Raw genomic sequence first — 17841 nt, forward strand, 5'->3', positions numbered from 1 at the left:
TTTTAGAGCCCTGCCAATACTTCGACGTATCCACTCACTTTCAAGAAACCTTCTCCAAATAAACCTACGTTTAATGGGAAAGTAATTTTCCCATTTTCTACGGTCCAAGTAATTTCCCTAAATCCTTCTCCAAGCTCGCTCGTTCCCGTTTGGCCTTGGCTGTGCGTGTCGGAAAATGGAAGTACCTCGATCATCAGAACTCCAGTGGAAACCGTTACGAAACTCGCGACAACCTGAAGCCGTTCATTCTTCCCGAAGCCGCACCCGATGCTCCGGGGCAGCTCTACAACCTGGAAGAAGATCCCGGCGAAAGAAACAATCTCGACCATAAGAATCCGGATATTGTTCGCATGCTTAAGGCCTTGCTTGATTCATCGATCGATAGTGGACGAAGTGCGCCGTTGGAGCGATAGCGAGCTATCGCAGCGGAGAGCAAGGAGCAGAGAGCTGAATAATCCCCTCGTCCTTAAAACATAATGTATTGTATTTCAAGGTGTCACCACCGCTGAAACGGAGTTGATTCTTGGAACGCCGAGCACCGGCTCGGCATTTAAGAATATATTTTAACCGCTTAAGTACGCTAATTTGACGCTAACAGAAAACCAAGCATTATACATTCCACGGTGTTGTTAATCTGCACTCATTACATTCGCTGGCAGATGTGTCGCCTTTTCAGGCTCGGTACCACCGTGGTTACAATTTTGGGCGACTGTTGGTGTCACTTCGCTAGAAACGCCGAGGGCGCCGTAAGTCGTAACAGGCGGACACCTTAGGCTTCGCTTAAAAGCTTCGACCCAACGCGGTCGGCGATGCGTTCCTACCCTTATTAGCGAATATTGAAATGGAATCCGATTACTGATCACTGATTACCTTTCCACTCCTCTTCCCAAGTACAGAGAACGGGCGGAGGCTCTTCCCCTACCCTTGGCGACGCAGTATATTCAGCTCTGCAATCCAACAAATCGGGGAATCTCTTGATACTTTTGGCAGTCACCACTTTGTTGGAATCTTTTTCGATCAACGCGAAGGCTCGATCTCCTAACAGCCCCGTTGCCAGAAATTCTGCGACTTCAAGTTGTTCGCCTGCAAACGACTTCACGGGAAATCGCCAGAGTTGTTTTACGGTGATGGTATTCATATAGTTGTTACACGAGGAGCCAGAGGATCTCCTCCCTTTCTAATTGGATTTGATCTTAGACCACAGTTCGTCGAACAGCTTGGTATGCTCGCCAACGTCCTCGACCAATTTTAGACGTTTCATTTCTTCTGCAGGAGGATAAACAACAGGGCTATTCAACATAGCCGAATCGATATACTCCATGGCAGCCTTATTGGGTGTCGCAACTTGCCAGGTGTTTGCGTTGCGCGCACCGATTTCTGCATCAAGGAAGAAATTGATGAACGCTGCGGCCATCTCCGGGTTCGGTGCCTTGGAAGGAATGCTCATTACATCCTGCCACAGGAGGCTGCCTTCTTTAGGAAAGAAGTACATCGTCTCGGGATCTGTTGCCATTCTTCGGGCCGCAACGGGGCCGAAGGTGACCCCGGCGTTCACTTCTTTGGATAACACACGATTGCTTGCCAGGACAGCCCCTTCAAATCCGGTAGAACGTTTCTTGGCGGCAATGAGTAGGTCAGCCGCCTTGGACAATTCTTCCGGATTAGTAGTGTTGATATCATGCCCCAAATAAAGAAGTGCCATTCCGATGGTCTGACGCATATCATCCAGCAGCAAGAATGAAGCCGGTTGCTTATCTGGATCGAAAAGTAGTCCCAAGGTCTTTTCCACGGATCCAATCTTGGGCTTCCTCATGTAAATGCCAGTCGACCCCCAGTGATAAGGTGCTCCGTAGTCCATGCCTGGATTGAAGGACTGGTTGGCAAAAAACGGATCGATGTTTTTCAGATTGGGAATGGCTGCCTTGGGAAGAGGCGCCAACATACCCCGGCTGACCAGGATGGGTAAGCTCGGATTCTCAGGAAAGACCACATCGTAAATGGAATCACCCCCGGCAAACATCTTCGCCATCATGGTATCCGTATCCTCGTAAAAATCGACCGTCACTTCGCAGTTAAACTGCTTCTCAAAATCCTCCACAATGGTGGGATCCAGGTATTCGCTCCAGATGTAGATGCGAAGCTGTTCTTTCTTTTCAGCACAGCCAGCGAAGACCAGTGCGATGAGTGATAATAAAATAGTATGTTTCATATTCTTAGTCATGCGCCAACGGCTTCGATTGAGTGACACGAAATTGATTTTTTTTATTTGGATTTAATTTTGGTCCAGAGTTCGTCGTAGAGTTTGGCCGCGTCACCGATATCCACATCATATTGTACCCGGTCTAGAACATCGTCGGGCGGATAGATGGCTGGATTCTCCAACATGCTTGGATCCGAATATTGACGCGCAGGAATGTTAGGCGTGGCCGCTTGATTATAGGTGGTATTTTGGCCATTGATCTGCGGATCATTTAGGAAGTTCAGGAATTTCTCTGCTAGTTCCGGATGAGGGGCTCGAGCAGGGATACACCAGATATCTACCCAAATCAATCCACCTTCGCGTGGTATGAAATAGGCAGTCTCAGAATCTGCGTTCATTCCCTTTGCCCCATGATCACTATAAGTGGAGGAGGCAGTCGCCTCCTTAGCCAAGACTCGATTTTTTGCTAGGATACTGGTTTCAAATCCCAATGACCGCTTCTTGGTTTCGATTAACAAGTCGGCGGCTTTGACCAGTGCTTGTGGATCCGTGGAATTAACATCGTAGCCCAAGTATATGAGAGCCACCCCAATAGTTGCACGCATGTCATCCATCAGCAGAAACTGCCCCGATTGTTTCTCGGGATCAAAAAACAGACCCCATGTTTCATCAACACTAGTACCAGGTTCTTGCCGCATGAACAGCCCGGTGGTCCCCCAGTGGTAGGGGACACCAAATTTAAAGTCGGGATTAAAATCCGATTCCCTGAATCTCGGATCGATATGTTTCAGGTTTGGAATAGCTTCCGCTCGAATCTCGGCTAGAATGTTTCTGTTTTTAAGCGCGGTTATGGTTCTGTGATCGGCGACCACGAGGTCGTAGCCGGAATCGCCTCCGGCAAACAACTTAGCCAGCATAGTTTCCGGTTCTTCGAAGTGATCGATGACAATGTCGCAGTCGAGTTGATTTTCGAAGTCGGCAACAACCTCGGGATCCAGGTATTCGCTCCAGATAAAGATGTTCAGTTGGTCTTTCTTTTCAGCGCAACCAACAAGAACCAACGCAGTGAGTATGAAGAGTAAGTGTTTCATAATTTGGGAATCACGATTGTTTATTTCTACTGAGCATCAGGACCGTGATCGTGCTGATGATAGATACTAGAATGATTAAGGTTGATAGAGCATTGACGTCGGGAGTGACCCCGCGCTTTACAGATGAGAATATCAAAATTGGAAAAGTCGTCGCTCCCGCACCAGCGGTAAAATAACTCACCACAAAATCATCAATGCTTAAGGTGAAAGCGAGCGCGCCCCCTGCCAGCACACCAGGAAGAATTAGCGGTAGCGTAATGTAACGAAACTTCTGCCAGTTACTTGCACCGAGATCGTGTGCCGCTTCTTCAATCGAAGGATCCATACCAGCCATGCGTGCGCGAACCACGATGGCCACGAAAGGAATCTGGAAGGTGATGTGCGCGATGATCATCGTACCCAAACCGAGTTTAAACAGTCCCAACCAAGCATGAATCATAGAATAAAAGATGAGGATGGAAACCGCCATGACGATTTCCGGAACGACCACCGGGAAATACATCAGCCAGGAAAAGGCCTGTTTACCTGGAAAAGAATAGCGCACCAATCCATAACCAAGCATGGTTCCCAGTACCGTGGAGATGGCTGTGCTCGTTCCAGCCAGGATAAGCGAGTTGGCCGCGGCATCCAATTTCTGTGACGTGCTGAAGAGTTTGGCATACCACTCCAAACTGAAGCCAGCCCAAGGGCCGCCATACTTGGCGGAGTTAAAGGAATAAATCACCACGGCCACGATGGGCGCGTAGAGAAATATGTATATACAGATGGAGATGATCCAGGAGCAGGGACGGTTGCGATTCATAGCATACTCTCCCTTCCCTCTTCACCGGCTGTCCGTGCAAACACCCAGAGTCCGATCATCACGGTTAGCATTCCCAAGCAGGCAATGGCCGAACCAAAGGGCCAGTCACGGCTTTGCCCAAATTGCATGCCAATCGCACTCCCTAACAACATGGTTTTGGAACCACCCAATAGATTTGGGATTACGAACTCTCCGGTGGCCGGAATAAACACCAGCAACATACCGGCCGATAGCCCGGGTTTGATTTGCGGTAAAAGCGCATGACGAAATACACGCCATCCATTGGCGCCCAAGTCCTTTGCCGCATCTACCAACGACCAATCAACCTTTTCCACTGAGGCATAAAGCGGCAGTGCAAGGAAAGGCAGGTAGTTGGCCGTCATGGCCAGGAACACAGCAAAGGCACTCGGGTACAATCCCTCCCCGGGTTCCAGAAATCCGAAAGCCACGGCCACCTTCGAAAACCAGCTGTTGGATGACAACAAAACCTGCCAGGCGTATGTCCGAATTAACATGTTGGTCCAAAAAGGAATCAACAAAAGCATCAACCCGAGCAGCTTGTGATTCCGAGGAAGAGCGGCTATAAAGAAAGTCAAAGGCAAGGCTGCCAACACACAGAGCAACACCGTTCCACCAGCCATCAAAAAGCTGCGCAAAATGATCTTCGGATACAGCGGATCAAAACCAAACGAACCGAAACCGACGAAGCGTTTAAAGTTTTCTAAGGTAAACTGCCATTCGATCTCACCGTAGGTTCCTCGGCTGCAAAAACTGATGACCAGAATGAAAATTAGCGGCAACAATAAAAACAACGTCACCCAGCCAATACCCGGACCACTGATCAAGGCCGAGCGGATGAGTTCTCCCTTGACAGTGAGCTGCTCGCCGAATTTAAATTTCCTACTTTTCCCCTGCATTAATCGTTCAATACGATGATTGCTTCCGCGGGTAAATATGCCGTCGTTTCACACCCCTGCCCCAGACTGTGTTCGGGGTGCTTTCGGTTCATGGCGACTGCTTGGAGTTTCTGATCGCCAGCGCTCAAATCATAGTGCGTTTCGGATCCTTTGTAGATCACTTGCTCAACACGGACAGTGCATTGATTGTCCGAGTTCTGACCATCGCCAGATCCCAGTTGAATTTTCTCCGGGCGAATGGCCAAGGTGAACTGATCTCTACCAGGATGCTCAGCGGCTACACGTAATTGCCCCAACTGCGTATCGACCAGCATTTCATTTCCATCGAACGACTTCACCGTAGCCTCAATCAAACTACAGGTTCCCAAAAACTGGCTAACAAAGCGCGTTTGCGGTTGCTCGTACAGGGACTCAGCATCACCCAGTTGCTCGATCTTTCCATCGCACATCACCGCAATACGATCGCTCAATACCAGGGCTTCTTCCTGGTCATGGGTCACGTAGATAAAGGTGATTCCCAGGTTGCGTTGAAGATTCAATAGCTCCACTTGCAGTTGCTTCCTCAACTTTAAGTCCAGTGCTGCCAGAGGTTCGTCGAGCAACAACACTTTCGGTTCATTAACCACGGCCCGTGCCAAAGCGACCCGCTGCTTCTGCCCACCAGAAAGTTGATTCGGTTTTCTGTCGGCCAGATTTTTAATTTCCACCAGCGACATCACTCGGTCGACACGCTCGTCGATTTCGGTCTGCGATACCTTTTTCATCTTCAACCCGAAAGCAATGTTCTGCCTCACATTAAAATGCGGGAACAAGGCATAGGATTGAAATACGGTATTAACTGGTCTTACATGAGCAGGAATATTCTCTGTATCTTCACCACCGATACATACGGTGCCTTCATCGCAAAATTCAAGCCCCGCGATAATCCGCAAGAGCGTTGTCTTTCCGCATCCCGATGGACCCAACAAAGAGAAAAACTCCCCCTGCTTAATCGTCAAACTGACCCCATCCAACGCGACGGTTTCGCCAAACCGCCGACTCACGTTCGTTATTTCTATATCAGAGTTACTTTCCACAAATGACTAGTTAACCAATCTTCTTTAGTTTTTGATCCTTACCCTTTTTGGGGTGAATAGTAAGGGAGCTTACCGTTCCATTCTTAGCTTTTGCGAACGACAATTGTTTTCCATCGCTGCGGGCTCCGTAGGTGAAGCGTCCGTTTGCCAGAGGTCGGATTTCAACCTTGGGGAAATGCTCGTCGATTTCGACAAAGAGTTGGTGACCATTTCGAGTGACCGTGTAGGTCCGTTCGATTTTTTTAGCTTTTAAGAGATATTGCCCGACATAGGTATCCAATACCTCAGGATCGACAGCTGAGGGCACCACCTTCCTTAAGTGAAGGTTAAGGCTGAATATATTTCTCCTGCCCTCTTTGGGAACCACCGTCAAACGCTCCTGTTCTTCCACCGACAGATTACTTAATAGTATATCCGGTTCATTGAGTGGCTCTCCGGGGAAGTAGCACTGAGTAATCAACTCATGGTACCCACGCATGGAAATCTTGAAATGAATATGCGGCGTCCTATAGCCCGCTTCTTCATCCGCTTCACCATCATGCAGGAAGGACAAGGGATAAAGCGCCGGCTTGATCGTTTTGAAGCCGTAGTTGCCTTTGTCATCGCTTACCGTTTGGCCGAAGCTTTGGAAATTGGGATCTAAGGGGGCCGGATTCTTGTCCTCCACATGATTATAACGTCCGGCGGCATTGGCCTGCCAAATTTCAATGAATACACCCGGGACCGGATTACAGTCCTCATCGAGAATCTTTCCTCGGATACGGATGACTTCTCCTTTGGCACGTTCGGTATGCCCTCTGAGCATGGTCAGATCCAGGTCGGTATCATCCTGCTCATGGATGGGGTAAAAGGGGCCCATAACTTGATCGGCATAAACACCACAGGCAGCCTGATCTTTGGCTAGGGCCATGTTTCCGGTTACGGTTCCTGCGGTAGCGCCCAAGCCAATTTGGAGCATGGTACGACGATTGATCTTTTTAGGAGATGGTATAGGGAAGCCTTTCAATTTTACACAGAATGGAGAGAACAATAGACCCACAAGGGGATCCGTTAAAAATTACTTTATAAGCGGCCAAGTCCGAGGCAATCCTGGACTTCAGGAAGCGTGAAATTTGTAGGTTCATAGAGAGCGAGGAGTGGATCCTCTACTAACTCATGCGCCGTTCCGTGGGAAGGAGGGCCAAAAAATAATACTTTGATAGAAAAATTTAATCCTACTCTTCCTCAGTCGCTTCCCGGGATCCGCGACCCGTGCGCTCTCGTGGAGATTCCTCACCTTCAACCAGGTTACGTAACGCTCGGTTGGTTTCAATACGCTCGATGCGCTCTTCCATTTCGGTCATGACGCCCTCCATGCCACGAACATCCATGATCCGTTCGAGCACGGCATTACCTTCCTCCTTGGTTTGCTCCCAAATGCTAAGAATGAATCGGGCTCGGTTGAGCTCTGGAACCACGTACTCCTTTAAATCAGATGCAAGAATGTCATCGACGATTTCCTGCAGTCGTTGGTCGCTTAAGTCGGGTTCGAGCATGTTCTGCTGAGTAATAGGAACGTATTTGTAAATCACTCTTGGAAAGTCCGTGATGCGCACCTCCGATCGGTGTTCACGCTGTTTGGTCGTATGGAAAAAACGGGTGATGTTCAATCTGAGATTAATATCGCGAATCAAACTGAGCTTACCTGAGCCGAGTATTTCTTCGAATGTGGTCTGCTCCATGACGGGTTGTTCCCACCCAAAAGCCGAGGCAACCACCACCAATTGAAGAAACGCTTCAGGGTCGTCGATCGGCTTTCCGTTCAGGTAAGGCTCTACATCGATCAGTGCTTGCTCCTTACGCTGAACCGCGCGCTCGAACACAGAAATCCGTCGAAGGCTACTTTCCAGCTCTTCATTCAAGCGCACGAGGACCTGCTTCTCCTGGATACGCATGATGCGGAAATTGTTCCAGTTGTTCAGCTGCAGCGCCAAGAGTACCCCGATAACAATGAGAAGATCTCACCCGCAGCATAGAGGATGTACTTACGTGTGCCTAAAGTGCCAAGCAGGTTGCGTCTGAGATTTCTGAGAAGTCGAAGCATGGGAGAAGTTAACCACTAATGGACACCAATTGACACGAATAAATTCAATCAAAACCTGAACCCCGAGAGCCGGCGGAGCCGGGGACCGCCAGCCTTCGTTAAAACTTCGGCACGGCACGGCTTATCTACGCTTATGGTACGCTTAAATTTATTTCAGTTTTATTATTAGCGTTAAATAAGCGTCCTTTAGCGGTTTAAAACTGTATTCATCTTCTCTCCAATTCAACTTCGATCTCGGCCAGAAGCTCGTTCGCTTCTCCCATTTGAGTTGAGTACAAAAACTCAAGGAATTCTAAGCGATTTCGCTGAGGAATAATTAATCGGCGAAGGTCTGAATCGAAGACCGAGGCAACAACCGATTTTGCCATTTCGTCACTCATTGATTCAATCGAAGTATTGATAGCCCCACCCGTTCCTCAAGGAACCAAATCAAGGGTTAGCAACCCGTACTTACCTTTCACAGCATCCCCTCGCCTTTCCGTATCATTATTGCGCAAGTAATAAGCACTAACGAGCTCTCGCAATTCGAGCTTTCGAATTAACTGAAGTTTGCCTGAGCTAACCAGATCATCGTAAGTAGTGATAGGCATTCGCGGCGTAGAATAACCAAAAGAACCCGATCGGACTACCGCGGTGAGAAATTCGTCATCATCTGAAATAGGCTCTCCATTAAAAACGGAGGCAAAATGCTCCAACGCCTCTTTTGTCTTAGACAAGGCAGACGATTGAATTGAAGAAATGATTGCCACGTGCCGATTCACTTCATTGCTGATTCGAGTCAGAACTTCTCTCTCCTCGATGCGCTCCATTCGGCGATTGTTCCAGTTGCCAATCTGAAGTGCGATCAGGATACCGACAACGATGAGCAGGATCTCGCCGATGGCGTAGAGGAAATACTTTTTAACGCTGTTCACTTGGATGAGGTCTTTGCGAATGATGCGGAGGAGATGGAGCATGGATTTAGGAGATGGAAGTTAAGAGGTAGAACGAATTACCATCAATACAATACGGAGAGCCAGCATTCGCCGGGGACCGCTCGATCACGCTTATGGCACGCTTAATTTGAATACATATTTTTTTAGCGTTCTACCGAGGATTGAAAAGTCGACACTCCCCGGCGGTCAACCGACCGGAACATAAGCAAAGATGAGCGGTTAAAATATATTTTTTCATGAAAGAGGAAGAGAGTGTGTTGCCCGAGAAGAAGACCACCTGGCAGGAGAAGTAATGACTATCGAATCCGGGATTGAGTAATGAAACTCCCTATTGTTTAAAAAGCTTAGATATTCCAAACTCTTGGTTTGCACTAAAGAAACCAAGAAAGATAAAACCTACAAATGATATCTAATTTTCGAGCGGGGATCATCTTCCTTGTATTAACTTTTTATTTTACACTTTCAGTCAGTGCCAACTGGCCACAGTTCCGTGGATCGGATGGTCGCTCGATTGCCGACGGACAAACACTGCCATCCAGCATTGATCCTGAGAAACCACTTTGGAAAACGGCTCTGCCAACAGGGCATTCTTCTCCTGTAGTCTGGGGAGATACGATTTTTCTAACTGGCTTCGAAGACATGCAGCTGATAATGCTCTGCGTTAGCCGATCCAACGGAGAAGTACTGTGGAGCCTTTTACGCCCATTGAAAGAGCTTCAACGCTACTCACATGAAGACAGCTCGCCTTCCGTACCAACACCTAGCACGGATGGTGAACGGGTAGCGTTTCTTTTTGGCGACTATGGTTTGATTACCACCGACCTGGACGGAAAGGTGATCTGGGAAAAACAGTTTATTCCTGCGTCCTACGAGTTCGGATACGGTGCATCACCCACCCTCATAGATGGCAAACTACTTATTAATTGTGACGGCGGTATTCGCTCTGGCCTGATGTGTCTGGATTTCGAGAGCGGAAAGGAAATCTGGTTCGCTGAAAGATCAGGAAAAATAATCAGCTACGCATCCCCGTTTGTCTGGGAAGACAATGGAACCACGAATATTCTTCAGGCAGGAACTGCTCAACTGGGATCGTACAATCTCGAAGATGGAAAATTTTTATGGGAAGTGGACAATCTGCCCGTATTCGTCTGTACAACCCCTACGGCTGACGAGAGGGGCGTCTATTTCGGCGCATGGACTACCGGCAATGTGGATGGTAGCACCCGTGTCCGATCCACTTTCCCTGAGGATTTTCCATTAACCGATGAACAGGCGTCCGATCCGGAGGCATTTTTTGCGCGATTCGACAGTAATCAGGACCGTAAGATCTCACGTGAAGAACTACCACCGAGTAGAATGAGAGAAGCCTTCAATTATCTCGATACGAATGCCTCTGGCTTAGTTGATTTCGAGGAACTGGCACCCTCTTTTATAGATGACGATCCAGAAACTAAGTTTGGAAGAAATGTATTTGTATCTATCAAACCGGGAGGACGGGGAAACATAACAGACACGCATGTGAATTGGGAAAAACGAAAAAATATACCTTACGTTTCTTCTCCCCTACTTTATCAGAACCGGCTCTACCTCGTTAAGAAAGGTGGCACGGTTTCTTGTCTCGATCCCAGTTCGGGAGTTGCCTATTACGAGCGCAAGCGACTGGGATCATCCGGCGAGTATTACGCCTCACCTATCGGTGTGGACAACAAGATTCTCATCGCATCCGAACCAGGAAAACTCATCATCCTCAAGGCCTCTGACGAATTCGAGATTCTCGAAAGCGTGGACATGAATGAATCCATAAAAGCCAGCCCGGCGATCGTGGATAATCATTTGTATGTGCGGACGGATCAGCATCTGTACGCGTTTTAATTTTTTCCTTTCTTACTCGTCCTCCTACTTAATCTCCTACTTAATCTCCTACTTTCGAACTTAACATCACCCTACGGCAACTTCATGCTCCGAAAAAAAATCGATCCGACACAGTAGTCGATGGCTTCCTATCGGTAGAGAAAGACGAAGACAAAGAGGATTTATCCAGGCGTAAGCCTGGGTTAAAAAAAGTAGGAGATTAAGTAGGAGGACGAGCAAGATTTCTAAGCCAAACGATCACCCACATACAACATATAGGCGGCACGCTTGGCTCGTTCATGAACTTTGGCGGGGACGGCCTTCACCTTGAACCCCACTCTTCCAAAACGAGGTTCGAACATGGGCTCTGGACCCGCGGACCAGAAGATGACTCGGCCTTTTGGTTTGAGCGCAGAGCGAATGGCCCTGAGTCCAGTATTCGAATACAGAGAGAAATTGTTTTTGACCACTTGCGCCACGGGACCGTTGTCAACGTCGAGCATGATCGAATCGTAGGTTCCTGGCTTGGCTTTGCGAATCAGGTTGCTGGCATTTTGAATACGAATCTTGACTCGATCATGATCTACCAAGGAGCCGTTAAGCGATTGCATATGCTCACGATTCCATTCTTCCATGGCCGGAAGAAGTTCGGCTACCTCGACAATGGTTTTATCTGAGGAAAACCTGAGAGCGGTTTTCAGAGTACATCCCAGACCGAGACCACCGATCAGAACCCGGGATTCTTTTTCACGATTGAGTCGATCTACTCCCAGCTGGCCAAGCAGCTCTTCAGAGGTGCTGGCCCGGGAATGCATGATCTCCGCCCCATCCAAACTGATGGAATAATCCCCGTCGTGCTCGAACAGAGACATGGTGCCTCCGTCAGGGGTTTTGGTTTCAGCCAGCTTGATGTGTGGTTTCATGACGGACCACACCGGTGGAAATCAAAACTATTTGCAAATTATTTAGCACACAATGATCCTGGGATCACTGAGCACCAGCTCGGCAATACAAAGCTAAGCTGGAGCTTGGCGTTCCCGGGCAATACCTAAGATGGGAGTAGCAGGTAGAAAATCGTATAGTTCATGCCGAGGTTATAAAAGGAATGCCCGAGGATCGCGGGAATGAGCGAATCGTATTTCACCCGTAGCCAACTAAAACCCACACTTGCAACGATCATCAACATCCACCAAAGGAATCCAGAGATCCAAAATACATTCAAGCCCTCCTCGTAGAAATCAATCCCATGGTGGAATAAATGCACGGTGGCAAAAAGGAAGGCACTAATCCCAACACCCCATACGATGCCCCAGCGATCTTGAACCACTCGTTGAATACAGCCACGAAACAGGATTTCCTCACCAATCGGTGAAAAAATCATAGCTGGGATAGTGAACATCCAAAACAGTTTATTCCTTGGCATTTGCAGGACTCGTTCGTCCTGAAGAAAAGTGGCTGCAATTGATTGGAACCAATGCTGAGCTGAATCGCCATAAAACAGAACTCCTATCCAGTAGCAGACGAGGGCTAATATCAACCCCAACAACGGGGCCGATATGCCCCAACCAAATCCTTTGGGCAAGGTAAGCCCGATCTCCCTCCGGCCTTGATGGGTTAAAAATACCCATGGGACAAACCACATTAGCAGGAAGCCCAGCATTATAATCTGCCCGGGCCCTCCACCAATGGTTCCGTATGCCCGGAAGAGTGTCAGGATGAGTAACACGATGCCGAGAAGGATTAACCCGTTCTGACAAATATTTCGCCACAGAGGGCGTATCTCTATATTAGAATCTTTCAGGCTCATTTCTTAATTACGAAGTATCACGCCGTCAAAGTTAGGTAAGCTTTTTCATGAACTGAACCACTCGAAAGGTTTCCTTGAAATCATTTGCCTGATGGAACTTAATAGCCTCGGCATTGTGCAACTCCGCATCGGAGCCCATTTCTGTACAGCCCTGATCTTTCATCCATTGCATGGCCGCTTCCATCAATCGCCTTGAAAGACCACGCCCCCGATACTCCGGGAAGATACAGATACCTTCCATGTATCCAACGGGAGACGACAAGCAGCCATCAACCACAATGCGTAAAGAGGCCTCGAGGAAGCCTGCAACCTTGGAATTCTCTTCTATAAAGAAACAAACTCGGGGTCACGGAGCCAGATATTGATATCCTCTTAATGAACCGCATCAGGACAACCGTCATAGACGATTTCTCGTAATTCTTTCCAAATCGGACGGTCTTCTTCTGTAGCAGTACGAATCACATTCTCAAAATCGAGGCATCTGTAGCGCTGCGCAAGGTATTAACTTGCACAGCACTCACGAAATTTCATCTTTCAATCCTATGCTACCACGCACGTTTTCCATAATCCTGCCCTTATTTATCATCTTCGTAGTTGCAGGCTGTTCCAAACAATCCGAAACAAGCACAAGTTCCGCTGCCGAAACAGATACAACAGAGGAAGTAGTCGCTTCTAAGGATGCCCCCAGGACACATGAGGCCGACTCCCAGGACATCCAATACATCAAATGGACTCCGGAATTGAATATCCCGGACCCAGTTGCCATAAGCTTTGATGATCGCGGCCGCGCCTACGTAACACAAACTCGTCGCAGGAGAGCCAACGATCTGGATATCCGCCGTCACACAGATTGGATTGTCGGCGATATCAGCTTAAACTCTGTAGAGGAGAAAGAATCATTTTTCAGGACCCAAATGGCCCCAAGCAGAGCTGAAGAAAATAAGGACCGGATTATAGACTACAACGAAGACGGATATGTTGACTGGCGGGACCTTACTTTCTACAATGAGCGTATCTATCTGGTTGAAGATACAGACAACGATGGATTCGCGGACAGCTCAAAAATCTACTATGAAGATTTCAAAACCCTGGTAACCGGAGTGGCGGCTGGAGTGCTCTGGCACGAAGGAGATGTCTATGCGACCGTAGCACCTGACGTGTGGAAGTTTCGAGATACCGATGGCGACGACATCCCCGATAAGAAGGAAGTGCTCGCCACCGGATTTGGCCTCCATATCGCCTATGGTGGACACGACATGCACGGACTTATCGTGGGGCCCGATGGGAAGATTTACTGGTCAATCGGGGACAAGGGCCTAAACGTAGTTTCTAAAGAAGGAACTCGGTTTTTCTATCCCAATCAAGGGGCAGTGCTTCGAGCCAACCCCGATGGAAGCGACTTTGAAGTATTCGCACGCGGATTGAGAAACGTCCAGGAGCCAGCATTCGACGAGTATGGAAATTGGTTTGGCGTGGACAACGACTCTGACCAAACCGGTGAGACCGAACGATTCATGTATATTGTAGATGGCATGGATGCAGGCTGGCGCAACGACTACCAGTATCGGGGTGATGGATACAACCCCTGGATGGATGAGAAAATGACAATTCCTTATCACAAAGGGCAAGCCGCTTACATCGTCCCTACCATTCGCAACTATGTTGATGGACCTGCGGGTTTTGTGAAGAATCCGGGCACGGCGCTCAATGAGCGCTACAAAGATTACTTTTTCCTAAACGCAACTATGAATGGCGCACAATACGCCTTCCAGGTAGAGCAAGATGGAGCCTCATTTAGGATGGTGAACGACCACCAGATCGGAGAAGGCCTACCTCTTATCGGACTGACTTGGGGCAATGACGGTGCACTCTATACACCTGACTGGGGTGGTGGATACCCCATGAACGAAACGGGAGCCATTTGGAAACTGGATACTCCGGGCGGGAATCAGGCTATCCGTGCAGAAGTGGAGCAATTACTGCAGGAAGGCATGGCTGAAAGATCCGTTCCACAACTGCGTGAGCTCTTATCCCATGCGGATCAGCGCATTCGCCTCAATGCACAATTTGAACTGGTCAAACGAAACGAGATCGACTCGCTGGCGGAAGACAGCCAAGCCGATCATCAACTTAAAAGCATTCACGCTGTCTGGGGACTGGGGCAGCTTGCGAGAGCTGAGAATGAAACAGCCATTAATCAGTTGCTCAAACTCCTTGATGCGGCAGATCCTGAAATTCAAGTGCAGGCGAGCAAAGCCCTTGGCGACTTAAAACCTGGCAGTTTCAATGGACAAGTCCTCATCCCCCTATTGGATTCCCCTCACCCTCGGGTGCGCTTTCAAGCGGCCTTGTCAATCGGTCAACAAGGAGTGAGCGAAGCTTTCAACAAGATCGTTTCAATGATCGAAGCCACCAAAGAGAACGATACCTACATGCGTCATGCAGGGGTTGTCTCCCTTGAGGGTATTGGCGGTGCGGAGACCCTATTAGACCATGCATCGGAGCAGGTACGTCTTAGCGCAGTCGTTGCACTTCGCAGACTCGTAAACCCATCGGTCGCTGATTTCCTCATGGACAGTTCAGAACTCGTAGTAACCGAAGCAGCACGAGCCATCCATGATGATTTTTCTATCGAAGAAGCATTACCCATACTCGCAAGGCATCTTGTTTCGAACAGCAGCAACAACGAAGCGCTTGTCCGTAGGCTGATAAATGCCAACTTTCGCATAGGAGGCGAAAACGAAGCGTACCAGGTCGCTGAATACGCGGACAATAACAACAATGCTGCTATCTTACGCATAGATGCGCTCGACGCCTTGGCGAATTGGAAAACTCCTCCCCCACTCGACCGTGTAGATGGAAGACGCCGCTACTTCAAAGATCGCTCTGTGACCAACATTGGAAGCATAGTGAAAGGCAAATTGGAGAATTTGCTTAACTCTGAGAACTCAGAGATACTAGAGAAAGCGGTTAGCGCAGCGAACAACTTATCCGTCACCCTAAGCCCAGTCGCACTGGAGAAGCTCCTACGCAATAATCAGGCCCCAGGCTCCCTCCGCGTGGAAGCCCTGAAGAGTCTTCAAGATCCAAAGAACATAACTTACGCGCAAAACTCAGGAAGCGAAGACTTGAGAATGGCGGCAGCCAGTTTTCTCTTAAAAACAAATAAGGAAAGTGCAGCCAATTTCCTGGCCACCCGCCTAAGCCGTTCGCGCTCACTCACCGAAAAACAAAAAGCCATAGCCATGCTGGCCGAAATCGGGAACGAAATCGCGGACCGAGAAATCAAACTGCAATTCGAACAGCTAGAGCTCGGAACCTTGAACCCGGGACTTCAACTGGATATTCTAGAAGCGGCTAATGCCAGGGACATGACCAGCGAAATCGCAGCCTTTGAAGCCACCCGCCCCCAGGAATCAAGTCTCGCAGGTTACATCGAGACACTTGAAGGAGGAAGTATCGAGGCGGGTAAAGCGATTGCCAATACACACCTGGCTGCCCAATGCGCCCGGTGCCACAAATTTAAAGATGGTCGGGGTAGCGAGATAGGCCCCAACCTAAAAGATATCGGTGCGATAAGAGATAAGGAATACATCCTCCGATCCCTCGTCGAACCAGGCGCCGATATTGCAGAAGGCTTCGGCATGACCACCGTTAGCTTGAAGAATGGAGAAAGTATCACCGCCCAATTGGGTAAAGAAACAGATTCGGGAATCGAGCTTGTGGATCTAGAAGGAAACAGACAAATGATCTCGAGCGCAGATATTGAGTCTCGGACTGAACCCATGTCTTCGATGCCTCCCATGGGGCTGATTTTGAACAAGCGAGAACTGAGAGACGTCATGGCTTATTTGAGCAGCCTAAAGTAGCACAGGCATCTTGCCTGTGTTTATCACCGGAACGTACACAGGCAAGATGCCTGTGCTACCCTAACTCCGACTTCACTGCTTTAAAGGCCGCAATCGCACGGTCCGGATCCTCGCGAGAATGGGCTGCTGAAATTTGTGTCCTTATCCGGGCTTTTCCTTGCGGCACTACAGGATAAGAAAACCCAATCACGTAAATCCCCTTTTCCAGCATCGCATCGGCAAACCTGGTAGCCAATGCAGCATCGCCTAACATGACTGGAGTTATGGGGTGCGTTCCTGGCAATATACGAACCCCAGCTTTGACATCTCTTCCCGAAAGTAACGTGTGTTTTCTTCCAGCCGGTCACGTAGCTCTGTCGACTCACTCAACAACTCAAGCACCTTCATTGATCCACCTGCTATCGATGGAGCCAATGTATTTGAAAACAGATACGGACGTGAACGTTGACGCAGCAGCTCGACAATTTCTTTTCGACCACTGGTGTAACCACCACTCGCACCACCCAGTGCTTTTCCTAAGGTACCTGTAATGATGTCCACACGGCCCATCACACCACAATGCTCATGCGTGCCACGACCGGTCTTGCCCATGAAGCCGACCGAGCGGGAAAAGGCCAACCCCACCTTAGCAGTCACGTTGCGTATTGCTCATGCCTTCGAACTCGACTTGGGCGAATTGATCAACATGCCCAACGCCAGTTCATCGCTAAACGTCATTCGTGCCAATGACCGCACGTTTCACTACCGGTCGGACAAGAACTGCAAGATTCGGACGCTTTCACCTCTCAACCTGGAAAAGGATGTGGAGTTTTATGAAGTACAACTGAAACGTGGAGGAGCACTTCGAAGCCAAGCGCACTTTGAAGGCACCCGCGAATTTCTCACCGTTGAGCAAGGCCAGATCGAGGTCACATCGGGAGAAGAAAGCGATGTGCTAGAACAAGGAGACTCAGCTAACTACCGTGCCGACATCCCGCACACGATCGTCAATACCGGACGGGGAACTGCGACCCTGTTCCTGGTAGTGATCTAAGCCTAGCCGACCTTGCTCACCAGATGCGCGCAAAGGAGATACTCTAATCCAAACATATTAATAGCTTCAGATCTAATCACATCTTCAAAATTCCGTTTTGCACACATCTTCGAGCTAACATGCTGAGTGTTCCTTACTCTCGGCTCAGTTACGCACAGCATTGCGTGCCCTCACCTT

The 17841-nt window shown here is 48.8% G+C and carries 16 protein-coding genes and 1 pseudogene; 4 read left to right on the forward strand and 13 right to left on the reverse strand.

Annotated elements, in window-relative coordinates; translation table 11 throughout:
• Positions 1–161 precede the first annotated feature (161 nt).
• Entirely contained in the window at positions 162–413 is a 252-nt protein-coding gene (locus GA003_16520; protein QXD27602.1) for a hypothetical protein, read from the forward strand.
• 446 nt (positions 414–859) lie between these two features.
• On the opposite strand, the gene GA003_16525 is transcribed toward GA003_16520, so the two are convergent.
• The 9 genes from GA003_16525 to GA003_16565 all read right to left on the reverse strand — a co-directional run bounded on the left by GA003_16525 (position 860) and on the right by GA003_16565 (position 9125).
• A complete protein-coding gene (locus GA003_16525) occupies positions 860–1138 on the reverse strand; it encodes an MOSC domain-containing protein (GenBank protein ID QXD27603.1) in 279 nt (92 codons plus the stop codon).
• A 39-nt stretch (positions 1139–1177) separates the two neighbouring features.
• The gene (locus GA003_16530; GenBank protein ID QXD27604.1) at positions 1178–2209 is read right to left on the reverse strand and encodes a spermidine/putrescine ABC transporter substrate-binding protein; all 1032 of its coding nucleotides are present in this window, start codon (positions 2207–2209) and stop codon (positions 1178–1180) included.
• 53 nt (positions 2210–2262) lie between these two features.
• Positions 2263–3291, reverse strand: coding sequence for a spermidine/putrescine ABC transporter substrate-binding protein (locus tag GA003_16535; protein ID QXD27605.1), 1029 nt, complete (start codon positions 3289–3291; stop codon positions 2263–2265).
• Positions 3292–3301: 10 nt separating this feature from the next.
• A complete protein-coding gene (locus GA003_16540; GenBank protein QXD27606.1) occupies positions 3302–4093 on the reverse strand; it encodes an ABC transporter permease in 792 nt (263 codons plus the stop codon).
• Positions 4090–5010 (reverse strand): ABC transporter permease, encoded by a 921-nt coding sequence (locus GA003_16545; protein QXD27607.1) that lies wholly within the window; start codon positions 5008–5010, stop codon positions 4090–4092. Before GA003_16545 ends, GA003_16540 begins: the two co-directional genes overlap by 4 nt.
• Positions 5010–6086, reverse strand: a complete 1077-nt coding sequence (locus GA003_16550) for an ABC transporter ATP-binding protein (protein QXD27608.1) — start codon at positions 6084–6086, stop codon at positions 5010–5012. Before GA003_16550 ends, GA003_16545 begins: the two co-directional genes overlap by 1 nt.
• Before the next feature lie 10 nt (positions 6087–6096).
• Positions 6097–7044, reverse strand: a complete 948-nt coding sequence (locus GA003_16555) for a hypothetical protein (GenBank protein ID QXD27609.1) — start codon at positions 7042–7044, stop codon at positions 6097–6099.
• A 256-nt stretch (positions 7045–7300) separates the two neighbouring features.
• Positions 7301–8059: a hypothetical protein gene (locus GA003_16560; protein ID QXD27610.1), complete on the reverse strand. Its 759-nt coding sequence runs from the start codon at positions 8057–8059 to the stop codon at positions 7301–7303.
• Between the two features lie 526 nt (positions 8060–8585).
• Complete coding sequence (locus GA003_16565; GenBank protein QXD27611.1) at positions 8586–9125, reverse strand: hypothetical protein; 540 nt, start codon at positions 9123–9125, stop codon at positions 8586–8588.
• A gap of 381 nt (positions 9126–9506) precedes the next feature.
• Between GA003_16565 and GA003_16570 the strand changes: the two genes are divergently transcribed.
• Entirely contained in the window at positions 9507–10976 is a 1470-nt protein-coding gene (locus tag GA003_16570) for a PQQ-binding-like beta-propeller repeat protein (protein ID QXD27612.1), read from the forward strand.
• Between the two features lie 224 nt (positions 10977–11200).
• On the opposite strand, the gene GA003_16575 is transcribed toward GA003_16570, so the two are convergent.
• The 3 genes from GA003_16575 to GA003_16585 form a co-directional block, all read right to left on the reverse strand.
• Positions 11201–11878, reverse strand: coding sequence for a spermine synthase (locus GA003_16575; protein ID QXD27613.1), 678 nt, complete (start codon positions 11876–11878; stop codon positions 11201–11203).
• A 125-nt stretch (positions 11879–12003) separates the two neighbouring features.
• Positions 12004–12762, reverse strand: coding sequence for a CPBP family intramembrane metalloprotease (locus tag GA003_16580; protein QXD27614.1), 759 nt, complete (start codon positions 12760–12762; stop codon positions 12004–12006).
• Positions 12763–12793: 31 nt separating this feature from the next.
• The gene (locus tag GA003_16585) at positions 12794–13090 is read right to left on the reverse strand and encodes a GNAT family N-acetyltransferase (protein ID QXD30467.1); all 297 of its coding nucleotides are present in this window, start codon (positions 13088–13090) and stop codon (positions 12794–12796) included.
• Between the two features lie 214 nt (positions 13091–13304).
• On the opposite strand from GA003_16585, the gene GA003_16590 reads away from it, so the two are divergent.
• Complete coding sequence (locus tag GA003_16590; GenBank protein ID QXD27615.1) at positions 13305–16631, forward strand: c-type cytochrome; 3327 nt, start codon at positions 13305–13307, stop codon at positions 16629–16631.
• A 55-nt stretch (positions 16632–16686) separates the two neighbouring features.
• On the opposite strand, the pseudogene GA003_16595 reads toward GA003_16590, so the two are convergent.
• Positions 16687–17222: pseudogene (locus GA003_16595) on the reverse strand (aminotransferase class I/II-fold pyridoxal phosphate-dependent enzyme).
• Here GA003_16595 and GA003_16600 point away from each other — a divergent pair.
• Positions 17161–17664, forward strand: a complete 504-nt coding sequence (locus tag GA003_16600) for a cupin domain-containing protein (protein ID QXD27616.1) — start codon at positions 17161–17163, stop codon at positions 17662–17664. The pseudogene GA003_16595 and the gene GA003_16600 overlap by 62 nt on opposite strands.
• Positions 17665–17841 lie beyond the last annotated feature (177 nt).

The sequence above is a fragment of the Opitutia bacterium ISCC 52 genome, from assembly GCA_014529675.2.
Lineage (GTDB): Bacteria > Verrucomicrobiota > Verrucomicrobiia > Opitutales > UBA2995 > UBA2995.

Bases quoted from the DNA above. Each gene is read 5' to 3' on its own strand.
- GA003_16525 (QXD27603.1), bottom strand. From the start codon at position 1,138: ATGAATACCATCACCGTAAAACAACTCTGGCGATTTCCCGTGAAGTCG.
- GA003_16530 (QXD27604.1), bottom strand. From the start codon at position 2,209: ATGAAACATACTATTTTATTATCACTCATCGCACTGGTCTTCGCTGGC.
- GA003_16535 (QXD27605.1), bottom strand. From the start codon at position 3,291: ATGAAACACTTACTCTTCATACTCACTGCGTTGGTTCTTGTTGGTTGC.
- GA003_16540 (QXD27606.1), bottom strand. From the start codon at position 4,093: ATGAATCGCAACCGTCCCTGCTCCTGGATCATCTCCATCTGTATATAC.
- GA003_16545 (QXD27607.1), bottom strand. From the start codon at position 5,010: ATGCAGGGGAAAAGTAGGAAATTTAAATTCGGCGAGCAGCTCACTGTC.
- GA003_16555 (QXD27609.1), bottom strand. From the start codon at position 7,044: ATGCTCCAAATTGGCTTGGGCGCTACCGCAGGAACCGTAACCGGAAAC.
- GA003_16565 (QXD27611.1), bottom strand. From the start codon at position 9,125: ATGCTCCATCTCCTCCGCATCATTCGCAAAGACCTCATCCAAGTGAAC.
- GA003_16570 (QXD27612.1), top strand. From the start codon at position 9,507: ATGATATCTAATTTTCGAGCGGGGATCATCTTCCTTGTATTAACTTTT.
- GA003_16575 (QXD27613.1), bottom strand. From the start codon at position 11,878: ATGAAACCACACATCAAGCTGGCTGAAACCAAAACCCCTGACGGAGGC.
- GA003_16580 (QXD27614.1), bottom strand. From the start codon at position 12,762: ATGAGCCTGAAAGATTCTAATATAGAGATACGCCCTCTGTGGCGAAAT.
- GA003_16590 (QXD27615.1), top strand. From the start codon at position 13,305: ATGCTACCACGCACGTTTTCCATAATCCTGCCCTTATTTATCATCTTC.
- GA003_16600 (QXD27616.1), top strand. From the start codon at position 17,161: ATGATGTCCACACGGCCCATCACACCACAATGCTCATGCGTGCCACGA.